The organism is Paenibacillus sp. 2KB_20 (genome assembly GCF_052115765.1).
In the GTDB taxonomy this organism is placed as follows: domain Bacteria; phylum Bacillota; class Bacilli; order Paenibacillales; family Paenibacillaceae; genus Paenibacillus_AQ.
The window spans coordinates 180016-194728 of record NZ_JBFRHH010000008.1 but is presented as its reverse complement, the minus strand read 5'-3'; the positions used below and the strand labels follow the sequence as shown (position 1 = coordinate 194728).

At 46.2% G+C, this 14713-nt stretch carries 20 protein-coding genes and 2 pseudogenes; 4 read left to right on the top strand and 18 right to left on the bottom strand.

Annotated features, from left to right (window positions below; all coding sequences use genetic code 11):
- Nucleotides 1-89: 89 nt before the first annotated feature.
- Entirely contained in the window at nucleotides 90-1382 is a 1293-nt protein-coding gene (locus tag AB4124_RS23115; RefSeq protein ID WP_441974299.1) for a WD40/YVTN/BNR-like repeat-containing protein, read from the bottom strand.
- A gap of 223 nt (nucleotides 1383-1605) precedes the next feature.
- On the opposite strand from AB4124_RS23115, the gene tlp reads away from it, so the two are divergent.
- Nucleotides 1606-1833 (top strand): small acid-soluble spore protein Tlp, encoded by a 228-nt coding sequence (gene tlp, locus AB4124_RS23110; RefSeq protein WP_071218157.1) that lies wholly within the window; start codon nucleotides 1606-1608, stop codon nucleotides 1831-1833.
- 140 nt (nucleotides 1834-1973) lie between these two features.
- Here tlp and AB4124_RS23105 read toward each other — a convergent pair whose 3' ends face one another.
- The 6 genes and pseudogenes from AB4124_RS23105 to AB4124_RS23080 all read right to left on the bottom strand — a co-directional run bounded on the left by AB4124_RS23105 (nucleotide 1974) and on the right by AB4124_RS23080 (nucleotide 3353).
- Nucleotides 1974-2258, bottom strand: coding sequence for a spore germination protein GerPE (locus tag AB4124_RS23105; protein WP_441974298.1), 285 nt, complete (start codon nucleotides 2256-2258; stop codon nucleotides 1974-1976).
- Nucleotides 2259-2381, bottom strand: coding sequence for a hypothetical protein (locus AB4124_RS23100; RefSeq protein WP_441974297.1), 123 nt, complete (start codon nucleotides 2379-2381; stop codon nucleotides 2259-2261).
- Nucleotides 2378-2563 (bottom strand): spore gernimation protein GerPD, encoded by a 186-nt coding sequence (locus AB4124_RS23095; RefSeq protein ID WP_339272466.1) that lies wholly within the window; start codon nucleotides 2561-2563, stop codon nucleotides 2378-2380. The genes AB4124_RS23100 and AB4124_RS23095 overlap by 4 nt, the downstream gene beginning before the upstream one ends.
- Nucleotides 2541-2873 (bottom strand): annotated as a pseudogene (gene gerPC / locus AB4124_RS23090) (spore germination protein GerPC); the annotation flags it as partial. The pseudogene gerPC and the gene AB4124_RS23095, both read right to left, overlap by 23 nt.
- A gap of 36 nt (nucleotides 2874-2909) precedes the next feature.
- Nucleotides 2910-3113: pseudogene (locus AB4124_RS23085) on the bottom strand (spore germination protein GerPB); the annotation flags it as partial.
- An 18-nt stretch (nucleotides 3114-3131) separates the two neighbouring features.
- Nucleotides 3132-3353 carry a spore germination protein gene (locus AB4124_RS23080; RefSeq protein WP_076321212.1) on the bottom strand — a complete coding sequence of 74 codons (222 nt, stop codon included), beginning with the start codon at nucleotides 3351-3353 and terminating at the stop codon, nucleotides 3132-3134.
- A gap of 122 nt (nucleotides 3354-3475) precedes the next feature.
- Here AB4124_RS23080 and AB4124_RS23075 point away from each other — a divergent pair, with 122 nt between their 5' ends.
- On the top strand, nucleotides 3476-3937 hold the full coding sequence (locus AB4124_RS23075) for an Hsp20/alpha crystallin family protein (RefSeq protein ID WP_441974296.1): 462 nt from the start codon (nucleotides 3476-3478) through the stop codon (nucleotides 3935-3937).
- A gap of 387 nt (nucleotides 3938-4324) precedes the next feature.
- On the opposite strand, the gene AB4124_RS23070 is transcribed toward AB4124_RS23075, so the two are convergent.
- Nucleotides 4325-4960, bottom strand: a complete 636-nt coding sequence (locus AB4124_RS23070; protein WP_441974295.1) for an NAD(P)-dependent oxidoreductase — start codon at nucleotides 4958-4960, stop codon at nucleotides 4325-4327.
- A 54-nt stretch (nucleotides 4961-5014) separates the two neighbouring features.
- Complete coding sequence (locus AB4124_RS23065) at nucleotides 5015-5449, bottom strand: MarR family winged helix-turn-helix transcriptional regulator (RefSeq protein WP_441974294.1); 435 nt, start codon at nucleotides 5447-5449, stop codon at nucleotides 5015-5017.
- Between the two features lie 224 nt (nucleotides 5450-5673).
- Between AB4124_RS23065 and AB4124_RS23060 the strand changes: the two genes are divergently transcribed.
- Nucleotides 5674-5892, top strand: coding sequence for a hypothetical protein (locus tag AB4124_RS23060; protein WP_441974336.1), 219 nt, complete (start codon nucleotides 5674-5676; stop codon nucleotides 5890-5892).
- 125 nt (nucleotides 5893-6017) lie between these two features.
- On the opposite strand, the gene AB4124_RS23055 is transcribed toward AB4124_RS23060, so the two are convergent.
- The 7 genes from AB4124_RS23055 to AB4124_RS23025 form a co-directional block, all read right to left on the bottom strand.
- A complete protein-coding gene (locus AB4124_RS23055; protein ID WP_441974293.1) occupies nucleotides 6018-6890 on the bottom strand; it encodes a carbohydrate ABC transporter permease in 873 nt (290 codons plus the stop codon).
- A gap of 21 nt (nucleotides 6891-6911) precedes the next feature.
- Complete coding sequence (locus AB4124_RS23050; RefSeq protein ID WP_076321207.1) at nucleotides 6912-7769, bottom strand: carbohydrate ABC transporter permease; 858 nt, start codon at nucleotides 7767-7769, stop codon at nucleotides 6912-6914.
- A 118-nt stretch (nucleotides 7770-7887) separates the two neighbouring features.
- Nucleotides 7888-9234, bottom strand: coding sequence for an ABC transporter substrate-binding protein (locus AB4124_RS23045; protein ID WP_422759616.1), 1347 nt, complete (start codon nucleotides 9232-9234; stop codon nucleotides 7888-7890).
- Between the two features lie 348 nt (nucleotides 9235-9582).
- Nucleotides 9583-10092 carry an aldo/keto reductase gene (locus AB4124_RS23040; RefSeq protein ID WP_441974292.1) on the bottom strand — a complete coding sequence of 170 codons (510 nt, stop codon included), beginning with the start codon at nucleotides 10090-10092 and terminating at the stop codon, nucleotides 9583-9585.
- Nucleotides 10089-10223, bottom strand: a complete 135-nt coding sequence (locus AB4124_RS23035; protein WP_441974291.1) for a hypothetical protein — start codon at nucleotides 10221-10223, stop codon at nucleotides 10089-10091. The genes AB4124_RS23040 and AB4124_RS23035 overlap by 4 nt, the downstream gene beginning before the upstream one ends.
- 21 nt (nucleotides 10224-10244) lie before the next feature.
- A complete protein-coding gene (locus tag AB4124_RS23030; protein WP_441974290.1) occupies nucleotides 10245-11018 on the bottom strand; it encodes an SDR family NAD(P)-dependent oxidoreductase in 774 nt (257 codons plus the stop codon).
- 78 nt (nucleotides 11019-11096) lie between these two features.
- The gene (locus AB4124_RS23025; RefSeq protein WP_339293103.1) at nucleotides 11097-11600 is read right to left on the bottom strand and encodes a GNAT family N-acetyltransferase; all 504 of its coding nucleotides are present in this window, start codon (nucleotides 11598-11600) and stop codon (nucleotides 11097-11099) included.
- A 203-nt stretch (nucleotides 11601-11803) separates the two neighbouring features.
- Between AB4124_RS23025 and xerS the strand changes: the two genes are divergently transcribed.
- Nucleotides 11804-12886, top strand: a complete 1083-nt coding sequence (gene xerS / locus AB4124_RS23020; protein ID WP_076321203.1) for a tyrosine recombinase XerS — start codon at nucleotides 11804-11806, stop codon at nucleotides 12884-12886.
- Between the two features lie 11 nt (nucleotides 12887-12897).
- Here xerS and mobB read toward each other — a convergent pair whose 3' ends face one another.
- Together mobB and AB4124_RS23010 are read right to left on the bottom strand one after the other, a co-directional pair.
- The gene (mobB, locus tag AB4124_RS23015; protein WP_339293101.1) at nucleotides 12898-13401 is read right to left on the bottom strand and encodes a molybdopterin-guanine dinucleotide biosynthesis protein B; all 504 of its coding nucleotides are present in this window, start codon (nucleotides 13399-13401) and stop codon (nucleotides 12898-12900) included.
- A complete protein-coding gene (locus AB4124_RS23010) occupies nucleotides 13398-14687 on the bottom strand; it encodes a molybdopterin molybdotransferase MoeA (protein WP_441974289.1) in 1290 nt (429 codons plus the stop codon). Before AB4124_RS23010 ends, mobB begins: the two co-directional genes overlap by 4 nt.
- Between the last annotated feature and the right edge of the window lie 26 nt (nucleotides 14688-14713).

Below are 14713 nucleotides of genomic sequence, written 5' to 3'. Positions count from 1 at the left end.
GCTTTATCCGAACTGATGGTCACATTCGATAAAGCTTTTTCAATCTGCTTTTTTATCGGCATATTCAGATCATATATTCTCGTCGAAAACTATAGACCCTGCCAGGTTGCCCCGCCGTCACTGCTCTTCATCAGACGCGATCGATTCTTGTCCGATGTTTCAATCAGCATCCAACCGACATCAGAAGAGGTAAACTGCAGTTTTACCACGTTCGGATATTTGGCAAGATTATCGTTCAGCAGCTTACTCCTTGGAAATGGATTCCAGGTCTTGCCCATATCATTCGTATGATAAACAATACCGTTCACCATTCTCCACCCATCATGAAGCCGCCGGAAAACAGGCTGAATAGACCCCTGACCGGTATCACCCGAAATGGGGAATGACACCAGATTCCATGATTTCCCCGTGTCGGCAGTAAAGTAACCCAAATAGCTCGCCTGATCCTCCTTCACGCAGGTAATCGGTATATAAACCTCACTTCCACTACTGCCTCTGCCCAGAAACTTGGGGGCACCTGCAAAGACCGAACCACACTGATCCAGCAGTTTGCTCTTGAATATCTGTCCGGAGGACTTCCACTTCTGACCTCCATCACGGGTAATATACAATTTGGAGGATTGCATTTCACGGATGGTCGCAAATCCGACAAGCGAATCCGTGAAGGTTAAGCCAATAATGGACCCTGTTCGTGGGATCACGCTGCCGGGAACGCGAGATGTAGGATACTCTGTATTCTGCATGACCTCTTCCCATAATCCGCCATTATTGCTGGTTCGAAACAGCGACTTCTCCTCAGAGCCCCGGGAAAGGTTGCCTTTTGCCATAATCCATCCCTGTTGAGATGATACGAAGGACATGGCCGTGACGATACCTGTCTCCGGCAGCGAAGAAAGCTTCCAGGAGTCTCCTCCATCCGTCGTATTGAGCAGGATCGTTTCAGCTGATCTCTGCTTGTTGCGTATAATCCAACCATGTTTCTTATCCGTGAACACGATGTCTTTCCCATACTCCAGTTTATCAACGAACTGTACATTCGAGGATGGAGAGATATCAACCCACGTTTCGCCATAATCCTGCGTTTGGTAAAGGCGCAGCTCCGTGTTCGTTATCCCCCAAGCAATCCCTGTTGACTCATTTATGAGTTGGAAATCCGTCAACCGTGTATGTATCTGATATTTACTTTTTTCCTCGGGCGCTTTCATCGCCGTATCCGGCGTTACTAGTGTAATGGTCTGACCTTCTTCTTCTTCAACCGATTCAGGAGGGTCTTCTACTGTAGAAGTTTGCTGTTGTTTTATCGGTTCTGAGGTACAGGCTGCTAACATCAATGCCATCATCATTAGCATACTGAGCCAGAATATAAAACGACTTGATTTCAAGAATTCTTCCTCCTCTTATTTCGATGTCATGCTGCAAGTCTGCTTTTTCGACATTATAACATATTCCATCCAACGGATATGTAAAGAAGTGACTTGCAATATTTACAATACTGTAGCTTTTTTGATAGTGTCAGCCTCCTATGCATAAGGATGTTTTTATTATGGAAAACTCATGAGGTGTGAAATTTTAGCAAGGCAGTTGAATTTAAGGGGGTGACAATTCATGGCTAAACCCGATAATCGCGAAGACAATGTTGAACATTTGCAACAAGCCGTCCAGAACACGATTGAGAACTACCGTGAAGCCGAAGATTATCTCGAGGAGTTCGGGGATGAGATTCCAGCAAGCGAGAAAGAACAGATCCAAGATCGTAATGCTCGTCGCGAAAAGAGTATTTCCGGCTTCCGAGAAGAGATCAAAGACGAAGCCGCCCATCAGCAAGGAGAATAATCCGTAGATCACATAGAAACAGGAGGAGCGCCATGGCGCTCCTCCCGTTTTTGTACATATCTCCTACCAATCGGGGAACCGTCAGAGTCATCGTGAACGAAGGTAACATATTTTTTCGTTCAGTACCGGTTCACGAAATTCTATTTGACGATAACTCCCTTATAATCCTTTAAATACTCTGGTGCATCCGTAATAAAGTGTCTGATCGCCTTCACCCTGGATTCCAAATCCATAGTATCGTTCGGACCCACCTGTACAACCGATGCAGATGCAGTGGCTATAATATCGACGCATCCCACATGAATCTTTTTATAATCTTGTATAATATTTAGTTCTACGTCTGAGTACGGCGGCCATGTGGGTATCGGCCTGGAGAATATCGGGTAATCCTCATATTGTCCCTCGTCTTCAAAGAACACCGGCACCTACCGCTGAACCGCCAATGCACGCGTATCGGCATCGATATGTCCCGATTCACCGCATACAAATACGGAGCTATTGGAAATATTGATGATATACATGTTATCAACGTGTGAATGACGCTTCATGATGCGGCACCCGGAGATAACGGAACAAGCGGGGTCGTTTGCAGTGATTCGGAAGGCGTATCATACATGGAGGAGCAATTCATGACATGGGTATCTCCAATCAACAGTACCGATGAACTTGAGATTGCTGTAATGCGGATCGAACCAACCTGAAGCTCTTTATTGACGACTGTCATTTTCATTTGAATTCCACTTCCCTCGTTGCAAATTAAGAAGGTGCTGCTCAACTGCCGTAACGATCTCACTCTTCACTTGTTTGATGATCGATTGCTCAACATCTTGCGGGTTCATAGATTCCTTATTCGTTTGATATTGCCTCAGATAAACTGTTATACGGTCTCCGAGTTGTTTACGAATATCCTCGATAATAACCCCAGCATATTCATCACCAACTACAAGCTTGGATTCGGGAAGCATGCGCTCGATCTGCTTAGGTACGATATCTTCTAGATAACGTGATACATTCTGATATATGTTCGAGTGTAGTTCGCCGCCTGTATTTCCCGTCTGACTATACAGTCCTTCAATTGGCGCAGGTAATGGGACCAAGGGGTTATTGCTATTATTCTGAGGCTCGAATTCCGGAGCAGGGCCTGTAAACCCACCTGTGTTATATATATTGGATAATGCCCGGATCTCTCCGGCGGTTCCAATCTGCAGGACCGAAGAATTAGTCACCGCTCCCACCCGAAACTGCTGTATATTAATACATTGATGTACTGTTAGATTCACAGTGGATCACAACCTTAATTAAGCATTAGGTGAATCAATCAAGTCCGGATCGAATGTATTCGTGCTGCTGGCCTGGTTGTTTGTAATATTCGTACCAATACTATCGCCAGTGGTGAACGAGTTGGCGCCGGAATAAGCTTTTGAGGTACTGTTTAAATCAATGACGCCTGTATTTCCAACCAAGACCGTAGAACTGGGGCCCACGTTTACAATCTTCATATTGCCGATAATCGAAACCACAATTCCACCTCTTCATTCAAAATCATACGCTTGGATTTATTCTATGTAGTTGGAAGCCCAGATGTCACTCTAACATTCTTTCGCCCATATAATGAATTTACAGAACGAGGGAGGGATATAGAGTGAACTCAAGATCCAAACGGCCTGACTGGTTGTCAAAGGACTCTTTTTTCAAGAACAATTCGTTTCCATTCAAAGATCTTAATGATCTCAATGAGGATTTCCAGCTGGATCCAACCGTAATTGAGGATTATGTAAAGGATACGATAAAACAAGCAACCGCCGGAAATGAAATACTGCCTAACCCTAATACACTTCGATATGAAACTTTTGATACCCATAACTTTCTGGTTGTAAAATGTTATATCCCCAAACGTGTCCATCCGGAAAACTTATGGATTAAGCTAAATCGGACACAAATTAAAATCCATGGTTTGCCAAAAGATCAAAGCCAGACCATCGTCTTACCCGTCCCCATTCTTCCTGCACAAAGCATTGCGACCTATAAACAGCATACTCTTCAAATTAAGATGCCAAAAATGTCTACAGGCCGATTTCGTGATATCAATATTCGTTTCTTATGAACTCCTATACCTTGCGACGTTTGTCGCAATCCAAAACGGTTCCTACTGCAATTACTCCGGTTCAGCCTGCGTACAACGAATGTTGTATGCAGGTCAATGGATGATGCAACCATACGCATAACTTATACATTTTAACGGAATGAAGAGTATTTCCCTTAATATGTATATCCCCCTCCCCACCTTTTCACTTTTGTGAAGGGACTATACAGGAGCTTGGGGTGTTTTAGATCGAAGTTAGCTAGATAAATTGAATTTATTCGCTTATTATGAATTTTTCATATGATGTATTATTCACTTATTAAGGCCGTTTTCCCACATTAAAATAAGCTGATTTCATGATGAAATCAGCTTATTCAAAAATCTATATGAAGGTCGTTGCCGGGTTTATTAAGCCTCGGATACTACCGTATAACGCTCATTGATATGCTTCGGCTGTTCAAGTTCATCCAATACCGCAATCGCGTAATCCGCGTAGCTGACATAGCTTTGACCGCTCGAATTGACAATGACATGGTCCTTGCCTTCCTGATAACTGCCAGTGCGTTGACCTTTCGGATTAAAGAAGGCTGCCGGACTAAGAAACGTCCATTTCACATCAGAAGTTTGCTCCAGGTCTTTCAAATTCTCACCGGCGTGGAATGCTGTCGGATAATATTCCTTAGGAAAATCAGGAGTTTCCATGAGTCGCAAGGTTTTGGCTTCATCAACAAACAAGCTTCCGGCACCGCCCATCACAAACAGTCTGGTATTCGTGCCTTTCAGAGCTTCTTTCAATACTCGGCCTACTTCCACATATTGAGTTTCCTGCCCAGGCGCCGCCGCAAAAGCATTCACGACAACATCGAAGCCTTGAAGATCGGCATTAGTCAAATCCAGCACGTTCTTCTCCAAAATGTTAATACTGGAATCGGAGACCTTGGATGCATTACGTACAATTGCCGTTACTTCATGACCGCGTGCTTGTGCTTCCTTGAGAATCAGACTTCCCGCTTTCCCTGTTGCACCGATAATACCAATCTTCATGATGAATCTCTCCTTTATCAATTGTATATACAAATGAGGGGTGAAAAAGAGGCTTTATATTCCCTTTTTCAATATTTCACTGGATTCATGGAGAAGTTTAGTTAATTGTTCGCTATGTTCCTTCCCCAAGAGGGAAACATACTGTCCATACAGCTGTTCAAAATATTGGTTCAGCTCCTGATATAACAACTTCCCTTCATCCGTTAAAAAAATATGCGTTTCTTTCCATTCGGATTGGCGCAGTACCAACTGCTTCTCCTCCAGCTTATCAATGAACCGGGTGCTTGTGGATGGAGCAATCGATAACTTATCGCTTAGCTCTTTTTGCGTTATGCCGGGATATTGATGGATTACCACCAGAACATAGGAATATGTTGGCGATAAGCCGGCTTTGGCAAAAACTTCCTCCGCCATCTTGGTCATCGAACGAGCAAACCGATTCGATGTAAAAAACAAGCATGAGCTTAGTATGGAATCATCGATGTTCATAACCAGTCACCTCTCATTTGTATATACAAATTAACACGAAGCTAATATTTTGTCAATAACTTTTCTTTGGTTAGTATGATGATTGATTTTATCCTTTTCGTCGTAACTAGGTACGGGTGAAACCGTATATAGTTTGCCTGAGAGATAGGGAGCGCTTTTCTTCATTGTTATGAATTTTTCATATGTTGAAATAATCACCTTATTTTTATAATTAAAAAACCTATATCGCACAAGATGTGGATCAAGGCGTCTACTCTGGTGAGGGCTCGAGTCTCATCTCCAATATGACAAGTATGAAGCATATCATCCACGGGGCCCAACATAACGGCATCGATAGCAGTGTCTTAAACGCAGCAAAAGCGATTGCCCAAAGAGCAATCCATGCCGGTCAAGGAGAAGATAGCTTCTCACGCTTAGTCAAATATAATCGCCCCACTGCTTAAAATGCTGATTTGACTCTTGCTTCAGATTAAAATACTAAACGGAATATAAACAACGAATAGGCAAGTCAAACAGGTGACGAAAGCGTCCCCTCTTGACTTGCCTATTCGTTGAATTCGCTGTCTCCTTAACCCTTGACGGCTCCTTCGGTCAAACCTTTCTGAATATACTTTGAGATAAACAGGTACACAATCAGCACCGGAATAACGGTCAACGATACTGCCGTAGCCATCAGGCCAAAGTCTGTTCCGTATTGGGAACTGATCTCATTAAGCAATGCAACGATCGGACGGACATTCTCTTTGTTTACAAAGATCAACGCTGAGAACAAGTCATTGTACGACCACATAAATACAAAAATACTTGTCGATGCAAATACAGGCTGCGAGATCGGAACGAATATCTTAACAAACATTTGCCATCGGTTGCATCCGTCCATAAAAGAAGCTTCTTCAAGCTCTTTCGGTATCGTTGCCATATAACCGGCAATAACCAAGGTCGCAAACGTCAGATTGCCTGCGGTTTGCGGGAAGATCAGGCCCCAGTACGTATTGACCAGGCTGGTTTTGATAAGAAGCTCATATACCGGAACTACGGTAGCAAACGCCGGGATCAAAAGTGTCGCATACAGAATGGAATAAATCGTGCGCTTGCCTTTAAAGCTGAATCTGGACAGCACATAAGCGGCTAGTCCTCCGAGCAATAACACCAACAATACGGTACTGAAGGACATCACCAAGCTATTGATATAACTTCTTCCGATATTGATGCGGTCAAATGCGTTCTGATAGTTAACAAACACCGGTTCCCATGCGATACCAAAGGAATTATTCATCACATCGCGAGAAACCTTGAACGAGTTATTCACGATCCAGAATAACGGATAGATGGTTGTTAAGGACCACGCTGTCAAAATCACGTACATCAACGTGGTGCCTAAACTAAACCGACTTTTCCTAACGCGCTGAGTTTTGTGTTCAACGACGATGGTTGGCTCCATAACAGTACACCCCTATAATGCTTAGTATGTAATCTCGTCTCTTTTCATCAAACGGTTGGCAATCAATGCAAGTAGTACGCCAAAGATCACCATGTATATAGCAACCGCCGATCCGTAACCAAAGTTCTGATCCACCATGGCCTTTTTGTACATATACGTTCCCAGTACTTCCGTTCCATTCTGGCCGCTTGTAATGACCCAGATGAACTCGAACACCTTCAACGTTCCCGTAATGGCAAGGGTGATAACAACCTTAATGTCACTCATGATGAGCGGAATTGTAAGCATCGTTGTTTTCTTGAACCCGGTGATTCCTTCCAATTTTGCAGCCTCATAATAATCCGCGGGTATTTTGGACATGGCGGTCAAGAACAGGACGAAATAAAAGCCCACATAATGCCATACCGTTGGAATCGATACTGCCTTAAGCGCGTTCTTCGCGTCCAGCCACAAAATCTTCTCAATGTTGAAATTCGCCAGCAAATTGTTCAGCAAACCGAAGTTGTAATTGTAGAACAATACAAATAATAAGGAAATGGCCGTACCGGATATGACAACCGGGAAGAAAAAGACAGTTCGATAAAACCCTTTGAGCTTGGAAATGTTATCTACCAGGACGGCCAACACAAGTGCGATCCCAACCTGAAACACGATAACATAGAGCATGATTTCCAGCGTGTGCAATGTTGCAGCGCCAAGCAGTTTATCCGTAACGAGTCTCTCATAGTTAGCCCATCCCACAAACTTTTTATCGAAAAAGCCGCTTGTGCGATAAAAGCTAAGATACAAACTCTTGAAGAACGGATAATATAGAAAGATTGTCATGATGGCTGCTGCGGGTAATAAAAACATCACAATGTACTTGCGATCACCCTTCATATTAATCACCCTTGATGTTTATTTTTCTTCATCGTCCTTGCCGAAATGACTACGCCGCCCAAATGAAAGCAGAGGGGCGGCGTATCGTCACTTTTAATTCTACCGTTTCTGATGAAAACTATTTTTTGTTGGCATCCTCGGTTTTCTTCGCTTCTTCGATAGCTTGAGTAGGAGTCTTCTTACCTTCCACTACAGGCTGCACGTTAGCACGAAGATTACCGAACGTTTCTTGCGAAACTTTACTGTCAACCGGTGCAACGATGGTAGCTGCTTTAGCTGCCATAGCGAAACCGTCAAGAGCTACTTGCGGCAATCCAGTCACTTCTACGTCAGCAGCTGGTGTACCACCGTTAGCTGAAGCGATTTTTTGAATAGATGCCGGGGAAGTCAGGTGTTTCAGCAAAGCGATTGCCGCTTCTTTTTTGGCTGCATCATCATAAGTGGCTTTGGAGAGGTAGAAACCGGAACCGAAACCGCCTACGATATCATTACCGCTACCAGCGCCACCAGGAACCGTAGGGAATGGCAGAACTGTAGAGTTGTCACGAGTATCATCGCTCCAACCGCCAACTGCCCAAGATCCTTCGATGGTCATAGCAGCCAGGCCTTCACTATAGTAGTTGCCGGACATGCTCAGGTCGATCGTTGCTGCATCTTTAGGGAATGCGCCCAGGTCATACAATTCTTTCATAGCCGCATACGCTTTTTCCCAGTTTGGATCGATGCCATCAAGCAGACCTTTGCTTTGGCTTTCAGGACCTGCTGCGGACAAAATCGTATGTTCGATCAGGTAGTGGGATTGGTCAAATGGTACGGACAAAGGAATAATGCCTTTGTCAGATAATGTTTTCACAGCTGTGGTCAATTTCGCCCAGTCTGTTGGAAGCTCCAGACCATTTTCTTCGAAGATTTTTTTGTTAACGAACAAGCCTTCATAGAAACCGGTCAATGGTGCAGCGTAAATGTTACCGTCTTTTTGCTTGGCAAGCTCAAGCGCGTCAGGAATGAAGCCGTTCTTCCATTCAGCGTCAGCGTCGAGAACCTCGTTCAGCGGCACAACTTTACCGGCATTGACGAATCCTTCTGCGTCAGCCCCGATGAAGTAGAACAGCAAGTCAGGCTCGTTGCCGCTGTTCATGTCGGTGTTAACTTTCGTTCTGAAACCGTCATCATTTGCGGACATGGTATCGTTGTCTATCTTCACGTTCGGATGCTCCTTCGTGAATTCATCCAACGCTGCCTGGAAGGCTTCGCGAGCTGCGTCAGTTCCTCCGAAAGTCGAGAACACGCGGAGTGAAACCGGAGCGGCTTCATCCTTCTTCTCATCTGCCGGCGGAGTCGTTTCCGTCTTCGGAGTATCTCCTTCAGCAGCAGGAGTGTTGGTGCCACTGCTGTTACCGCATGCTGCTAGGAACATGGAGAGCAACAACATGACACTCATGAGTAACATGGAAGTCCTTTTCATTTCTAATCCCCCTAAGTATTTTTTCAGAACCTTATGTAAATACTTGCTGTCTACCAGAATTTTATTCCAAGCCCTACTGGTTTCAAAGGGGGACATTCATCTTTTACAGGGGGAAATTTTTCCATGTCAACTTTTTTCGCTTCATACCTCCCTTTTTAAACTAGGAAAATGTGCTAGGTATAGAGGAAGCCAGATGAAAATAATGCAGTGGTTAGATCAGGAAATGGATGGGCATTTCTCTATTATGAATTTTTCATATGTTGAAATAACATCATCATTTACAGTCATGGTTTGCAATCTTTTAAGCAGGAAAAAAGAGCCTGTCGAGATCTCACGACAGGCTCTTTTTTATACACCTATACCTTGCCCACCCAATCCGCACTGGCAACCACTCGCCAGCGATTGCGGATCGACTCGTAAAAATCCTCCGGCAGCTGCCCTTAACCTGACCCAATAAGGATAAGCATAGTCCTGTTCGCTTAGCGTCTGATGCTTCCAGGCTACATTAGCTACCGGACGTTTGGGAATAATCCCTATTCCCTGCTGCATAGCTAGCGGAATCGTGAGATCGATTGCCTCCTGGTCAGCAATGTTCAGCGAAGCTTCAAAGCTCTCGAACACGCCAGTCAGCAGGGTGTAAAGCGTATCGGTCGAATCGCCGCTGTCGACGTGGTCCACCTGCAGTCGCTTCAAGCTGCGGTCAATGCTCTGAGCAAGCATTACAGGATCCCAATTCGGATAGTCCAGACCGGAAGCATGGCCGGATTTGGTAAACAGGTAATAATCATCTCTTCGACCTGACAAAGCCTTGACAATCAATTCCTCGCTGTCCCCATAACCTTCTGCGGTATCAATCATGTTAAGACCTGCATCAATGCACTGTGCAGGAGCCGGTCCACCATCTTTTGAGCCGACTTGCCGATCTCGGCGCCGCCGAATCCCAGCACGCTAACCTGCATGTCCGTTCGTCCAAATGCTCGACGTTCCATCTTCCTTTACTCTCCTCCCAGTTAAAATCCATATATGCTAAGTCCGCCATCCACCAGCAGCGTTTGCCCGGTCATGTAATTAGCAGCCTCGGACGCCAGGAAAACGACAGGTCCCACCACTTCTTCCAGACTTCCCACGCGCTTAAGCGGTGTCCGGTCCAATATGGCCTGCATATAATCCTCATCACTAAGCAGCTTCTCGGTCAGCGGAGTCCGGAAATACCAAGGTCCGACCGAGTTGACCTGAATTCCATACTGCGCCCACTCCATCGCAAGCACCTTGGTCATATGGATGAGAGCCGCCTTCGTGGCTCCATAGACAACGCCCGTGCGAAGGGCCGTGTGTCCGCCTACGGAGGAGATGTTAATGATTCTGCCATTTCCCTGATCTTTCATAAATCGGGCAGCCGCTTGAGAAGCTACAAAAGCCGACTTCAGGTTGGTCTGCATAATTAAGTCCCATTCGGAATCCGTCACTTCCAGCGCAGGCGTACGAATATTCATGCCGGCATTATTGACCAGTATATCGATTCGTCCTGCCTGATCCACAAATTCTCGAATCGCTCCCTCCATTTCTTCCCTTATGGTCAGATCACCCGGCAGCACAAAGGCCTGACCTTGGTTCAAGCCATAGATCAGATTTGCGGTCTCCTCCAAATCGCTTCTGGTTCGGGACATCAAGCCGACATCACATCCGGCCTCTGCCAATCCTATGGCAATGGCGCGTCCGATTCCACGTCCCGCCCCTGTAACAAAAGCTTTTTTCCCTTCCAGATGAAAACTCGGTAAATACATTCAAATTCCTCCTAAGCATCGACCTGTATCAAATTCTATCATCAAAAATGAAACGCTCCTTCGATCCATGTAAAAATACTAGGAATTAAAATATTGCGAAGGATTATGACGAACCGGATCAATATATTCCTCATATCGACCGCCCGTATAAGATTCAATGACTTTTCGCCAAAACGCCTGCGCCGGTATATTGCTGCTCACTTGCGTCACCTTCCAGCGTCCCTGGAACTGATCGAACAGACAGGTCGCCGCCCAAGTCCCCAATCCCGTTCGCCGATATTTTTGCATAACAAAAAATTCCGTCATGTAATAGTCCGCTTCTGCGGCGTCATCCATCCGCTCGATCAAAGCAAACCCGGCTGGCCGTTGATCAAACGTAATCAGATAAGGGTATTTCCGTTCCCGCTTTTTCCAGAACTCATCCAGATCCGGATAGGGTAAAAACAACCCTTGATCATTTACCGAAATATCCAGATACTTGGTAAAATCATATAGGTACAATTGCATTAAGTTTACGATAACGGCTTGTTTCCGCTTCGGAACCAGCTCAATTCCCATGCGTTCCGCTCGTTCTGAAATCATGCTGCCGCCTCCCTGGCATATCATCTATCATTTTAACGCGTCATATCTTCATCATAGTATCCGCTCATAGTGAAACACAAGCGCAATAACGGATCAGTGAGCACCGTGATCTGACACCTGCAAGCACGGTAGACTTTCCATATGTTACACTAGTAATTAATGACACAGGTCATCGCTATAAAGACAATTATTCGAGGTGGAACATGAATATACAAAAAGATATCGACCGTGCAAGACTCGATGAGAAATCGCCGGACATGCCTTGGTTCGTACAGCAATTTATCGACTACAAGCTCCCGGATCTCTCCCCCTCCACCCTGCTCGAATATGTAAGGGATTATGAAACGTTTTTTAACTGGCTCCGGTCGGAGGGGCTGTCCCAAGCAACCTCTAACCGAGAGGTGACGCTGCTCGAGCTGGAGACGCTGCGCATGGACAGCATCACCAGTTATCGATTATATCTGACTACGCGCCGGGAAGGGACCAACTCCAGAATCACGGTTTCCCGCAAGCTCTCATCGCTGCGCTCCCTGTTTCATTATTTAAGCCAGATTGCTGAGGACGAGGACTTTTACCCGCTTCTCAAGCGTAACATCATGGCTAAAGTGGAAATTAAGCGAATTCATAAACCCAAAGATACGGCTGCCAAGTTAAAAGGAAAAATACTGGAAGAAGAAGAGCTTCAGGATTTCATTACTTACATTCACGAAGGTTATGGACTGGATGTGGAGCAGAACAAACAGGCGCTCTACGCGCATGAGCAAAATAAAGTCAGAGACGCATGTATCGCCAGCCTCATATTAAATTCCGGCCTTCGTGTATCCGAAGTGGTCAATTTGAATCTGGCAGACATCGACCTGAACAATAAAATGCTCCATGTCTATCGTAAAGGTAATAACGACGAAACCTTTAAAACCCCGGTCTACTTCCGTGCGCAAGCCAAAGACGATCTTGAATACTACCTGCAGCTTCGGCAGGCCCGTTACAAGGTGCCGAAAAAAGAAAAGGCTCTGTTCGTTGCACTGCGTAACGGCCAGAATGAAGGGCAGCGCATGACCAAGCGGGCGATTCAGGCGATGATCATCAAATACGCCAAGCGTTTTGGCAAGCCAGCCCTAACCGTGCATAAGCTGCGGCATTCGTTTGCAACCGACTATTATCTGCAAAATGATATTTACAAAACCAAAGAACAACTGGGTCACGCATCCACCGAGACAACCGAAGTGTACGCCCACTTAACGGACAAAACGATGTCCGAGGCGATTGAACGCCGCTCCGATGATTAACCACAACTTCTTTATAATGACAGCAGCACCGACGTAATCCGCTCTGTGTCATTCCAAGTAAATAGGGGAACCGCTAGCCGCTGCTGTATCTCATGCAGGGCTGACGGTTCCTTCAGCATTTCAGGACGCACCACAATACCCCTGATCTCTTCAACTTGATCCACTAGCCCAATATCCTCCGTTCCTCGCAGCAGTACGAGCTTCGGATAAGGCTGCATCTTATAGCCCTCAACAAGCACTAGCTCAAAATCGCTGTACAAATGGACTAACGACGCAAGTTCCAGCTCCGTTTCCATCAGCATCGCCGTACGCCCTGGCGAAGCGATAGCGATCCCCTCGGCTCCCGCCTCACGGAATTTGTACGTATCTGTCCCTTCGTGGTCCATTTCGAATCCGTGCCCGTCATGCTTGATGATGGCTGTCCGAATGCCATGCCGTTTCAACAGTGGAATCAAGGCGGTTATCAACGTGGTTTTGCCGCTGTTCTTATAACCGCATACCTGGAAAACCTTCATGTCCAGGTTCCTGGCAGAACGAGGACCTGTACGGCTTGGCCTTTAACTGCACCTCGAAGCTCTGGCGGGATCACGATTAAACAGTCACTGTCTTTGATCGTGATCATGACACTCGATTCATCAAGGGATGCAGGTGTGGCTACAAGCTTGCCGTTTGACACCTTAAGGCTCCCCCGGACGAAACGGGTAAAGTTGTTCACTTTCGAGTAATCCGAACCCAATTCTGCCGTCCATTCGGTTAAGAACAACTGCTCCATGCCAAGCATCTTGCGGATCGCAGGTCTGACAAACAACAGAAATCCCACATAACATGCGCCCGGATTACCCGATAGCGCGAAGAGCAGTTTACCATCCTTAACAGCCGCGGTTGTAACACTTCCGGGACGCATCGTGACTTTATTAAACAGCATGTCCAGACCGCCGGATGTCACCAGCTCCCCCATAATATCGTAGTCGCCTACTGAAACGCCGCCTGTCGTAACCACGATATCATACACCAGCAGCGCTTCCTCCACCTTCTGGCGGGCAAGCTCGATATCATCCGGGATCGCCTCCATAATCACTGGCACACCACCGGCTTCCCGAATTTGCGATGCGAGCATATAGGTATTGCTGTTTCGGATTTTACCGGGTTCAAGCGGCTCGGTGATGTCCAGTAGTTCGGTGCCCGTCGAGAAAATTCCTACCACTGGCTGACGATACACTTCAACCTGATGTATGCCGAAGGTAGCCAGAACTGAAATTTCTCCAGGCCCGATGAGAGTTCCTCGGCGGAGGATCAAATCACCTTCCTGAAGCTCGAATCCGAGGGGAGTGATATTCTTCCCCTTCTCGATGGACCTCTTGAAGCCTACATGGGTTAAGCCATCCTCCATTCGAAGCTCCGTCGCTTCAAGCATAACGACAGCGTCCGCCCCTTCCGGGACTTGGGCGCCTGTCATGATGCGGGAAGCCTTGCCTTGCTGGATCGGGATTGAAGACACATATCCGCACGGGATCTGGTCAACAACCTCGAGCCACACCTTTCCCCCTAGATCGCATGCTGCCAAATCCGCTGAGCGAACAGCATAACCGTCCATGCCCGAACGTGCAAAAGCCGGAAACGGATGAGGGGCGATGACATCGGAAGCAAGCACACGTCCATCACTATCCTGCAGCCGAATGAACTCCTCCTGACCAAGCCCTGCATATGAAGCGGCAAGCGCTTGCGCGTCCGCTACCTGTAAAGCGCGCCGATCAAATTTATGATTTTGTTTCTTAGGCGATATCGAATGATTATCCTTCACAACGCATTCCTCACTTTCTGACTCAA

What these genes read in the sequence shown, in the direction of transcription:
- tlp (WP_071218157.1), top strand. Translation starts at nt 1,606, where the DNA reads ATGGCTAAACCCGATAATCGCGAAGACAATGTTGAACATTTGCAACAA.
- AB4124_RS23100 (WP_441974297.1), bottom strand. Translation starts at nt 2,381, where the DNA reads ATGAAGCGTCATTCACACGTTGATAACATGTATATCATCAATATTTCC.
- AB4124_RS23095 (WP_339272466.1), bottom strand. Translation starts at nt 2,563, where the DNA reads ATGAAAATGACAGTCGTCAATAAAGAGCTTCAGGTTGGTTCGATCCGC.
- AB4124_RS23070 (WP_441974295.1), bottom strand. Translation starts at nt 4,960, where the DNA reads ATGAAGATTGGTATTATCGGTGCAACAGGGAAAGCGGGAAGTCTGATT.
- AB4124_RS23065 (WP_441974294.1), bottom strand. Translation starts at nt 5,449, where the DNA reads ATGAACATCGATGATTCCATACTAAGCTCATGCTTGTTTTTTACATCG.
- AB4124_RS23055 (WP_441974293.1), bottom strand. Translation starts at nt 6,890, where the DNA reads ATGGAGCCAACCATCGTCGTTGAACACAAAACTCAGCGCGTTAGGAAA.
- AB4124_RS23050 (WP_076321207.1), bottom strand. Translation starts at nt 7,769, where the DNA reads ATGAAGGGTGATCGCAAGTACATTGTGATGTTTTTATTACCCGCAGCA.
- AB4124_RS23045 (WP_422759616.1), bottom strand. Translation starts at nt 9,234, where the DNA reads ATGAAAAGGACTTCCATGTTACTCATGAGTGTCATGTTGTTGCTCTCC.
- AB4124_RS23040 (WP_441974292.1), bottom strand. Translation starts at nt 10,092, where the DNA reads ATGATTGATACCGCAGAAGGTTATGGGGACAGCGAGGAATTGATTGTC.
- AB4124_RS23035 (WP_441974291.1), bottom strand. Translation starts at nt 10,223, where the DNA reads ATGGAACGTCGAGCATTTGGACGAACGGACATGCAGGTTAGCGTGCTG.
- AB4124_RS23030 (WP_441974290.1), bottom strand. Translation starts at nt 11,018, where the DNA reads ATGTATTTACCGAGTTTTCATCTGGAAGGGAAAAAAGCTTTTGTTACA.
- AB4124_RS23025 (WP_339293103.1), bottom strand. Translation starts at nt 11,600, where the DNA reads ATGATTTCAGAACGAGCGGAACGCATGGGAATTGAGCTGGTTCCGAAG.
- xerS (WP_076321203.1), top strand. Translation starts at nt 11,804, where the DNA reads ATGAATATACAAAAAGATATCGACCGTGCAAGACTCGATGAGAAATCG.
- mobB (WP_339293101.1), bottom strand. Translation starts at nt 13,401, where the DNA reads ATGAAGGTTTTCCAGGTATGCGGTTATAAGAACAGCGGCAAAACCACG.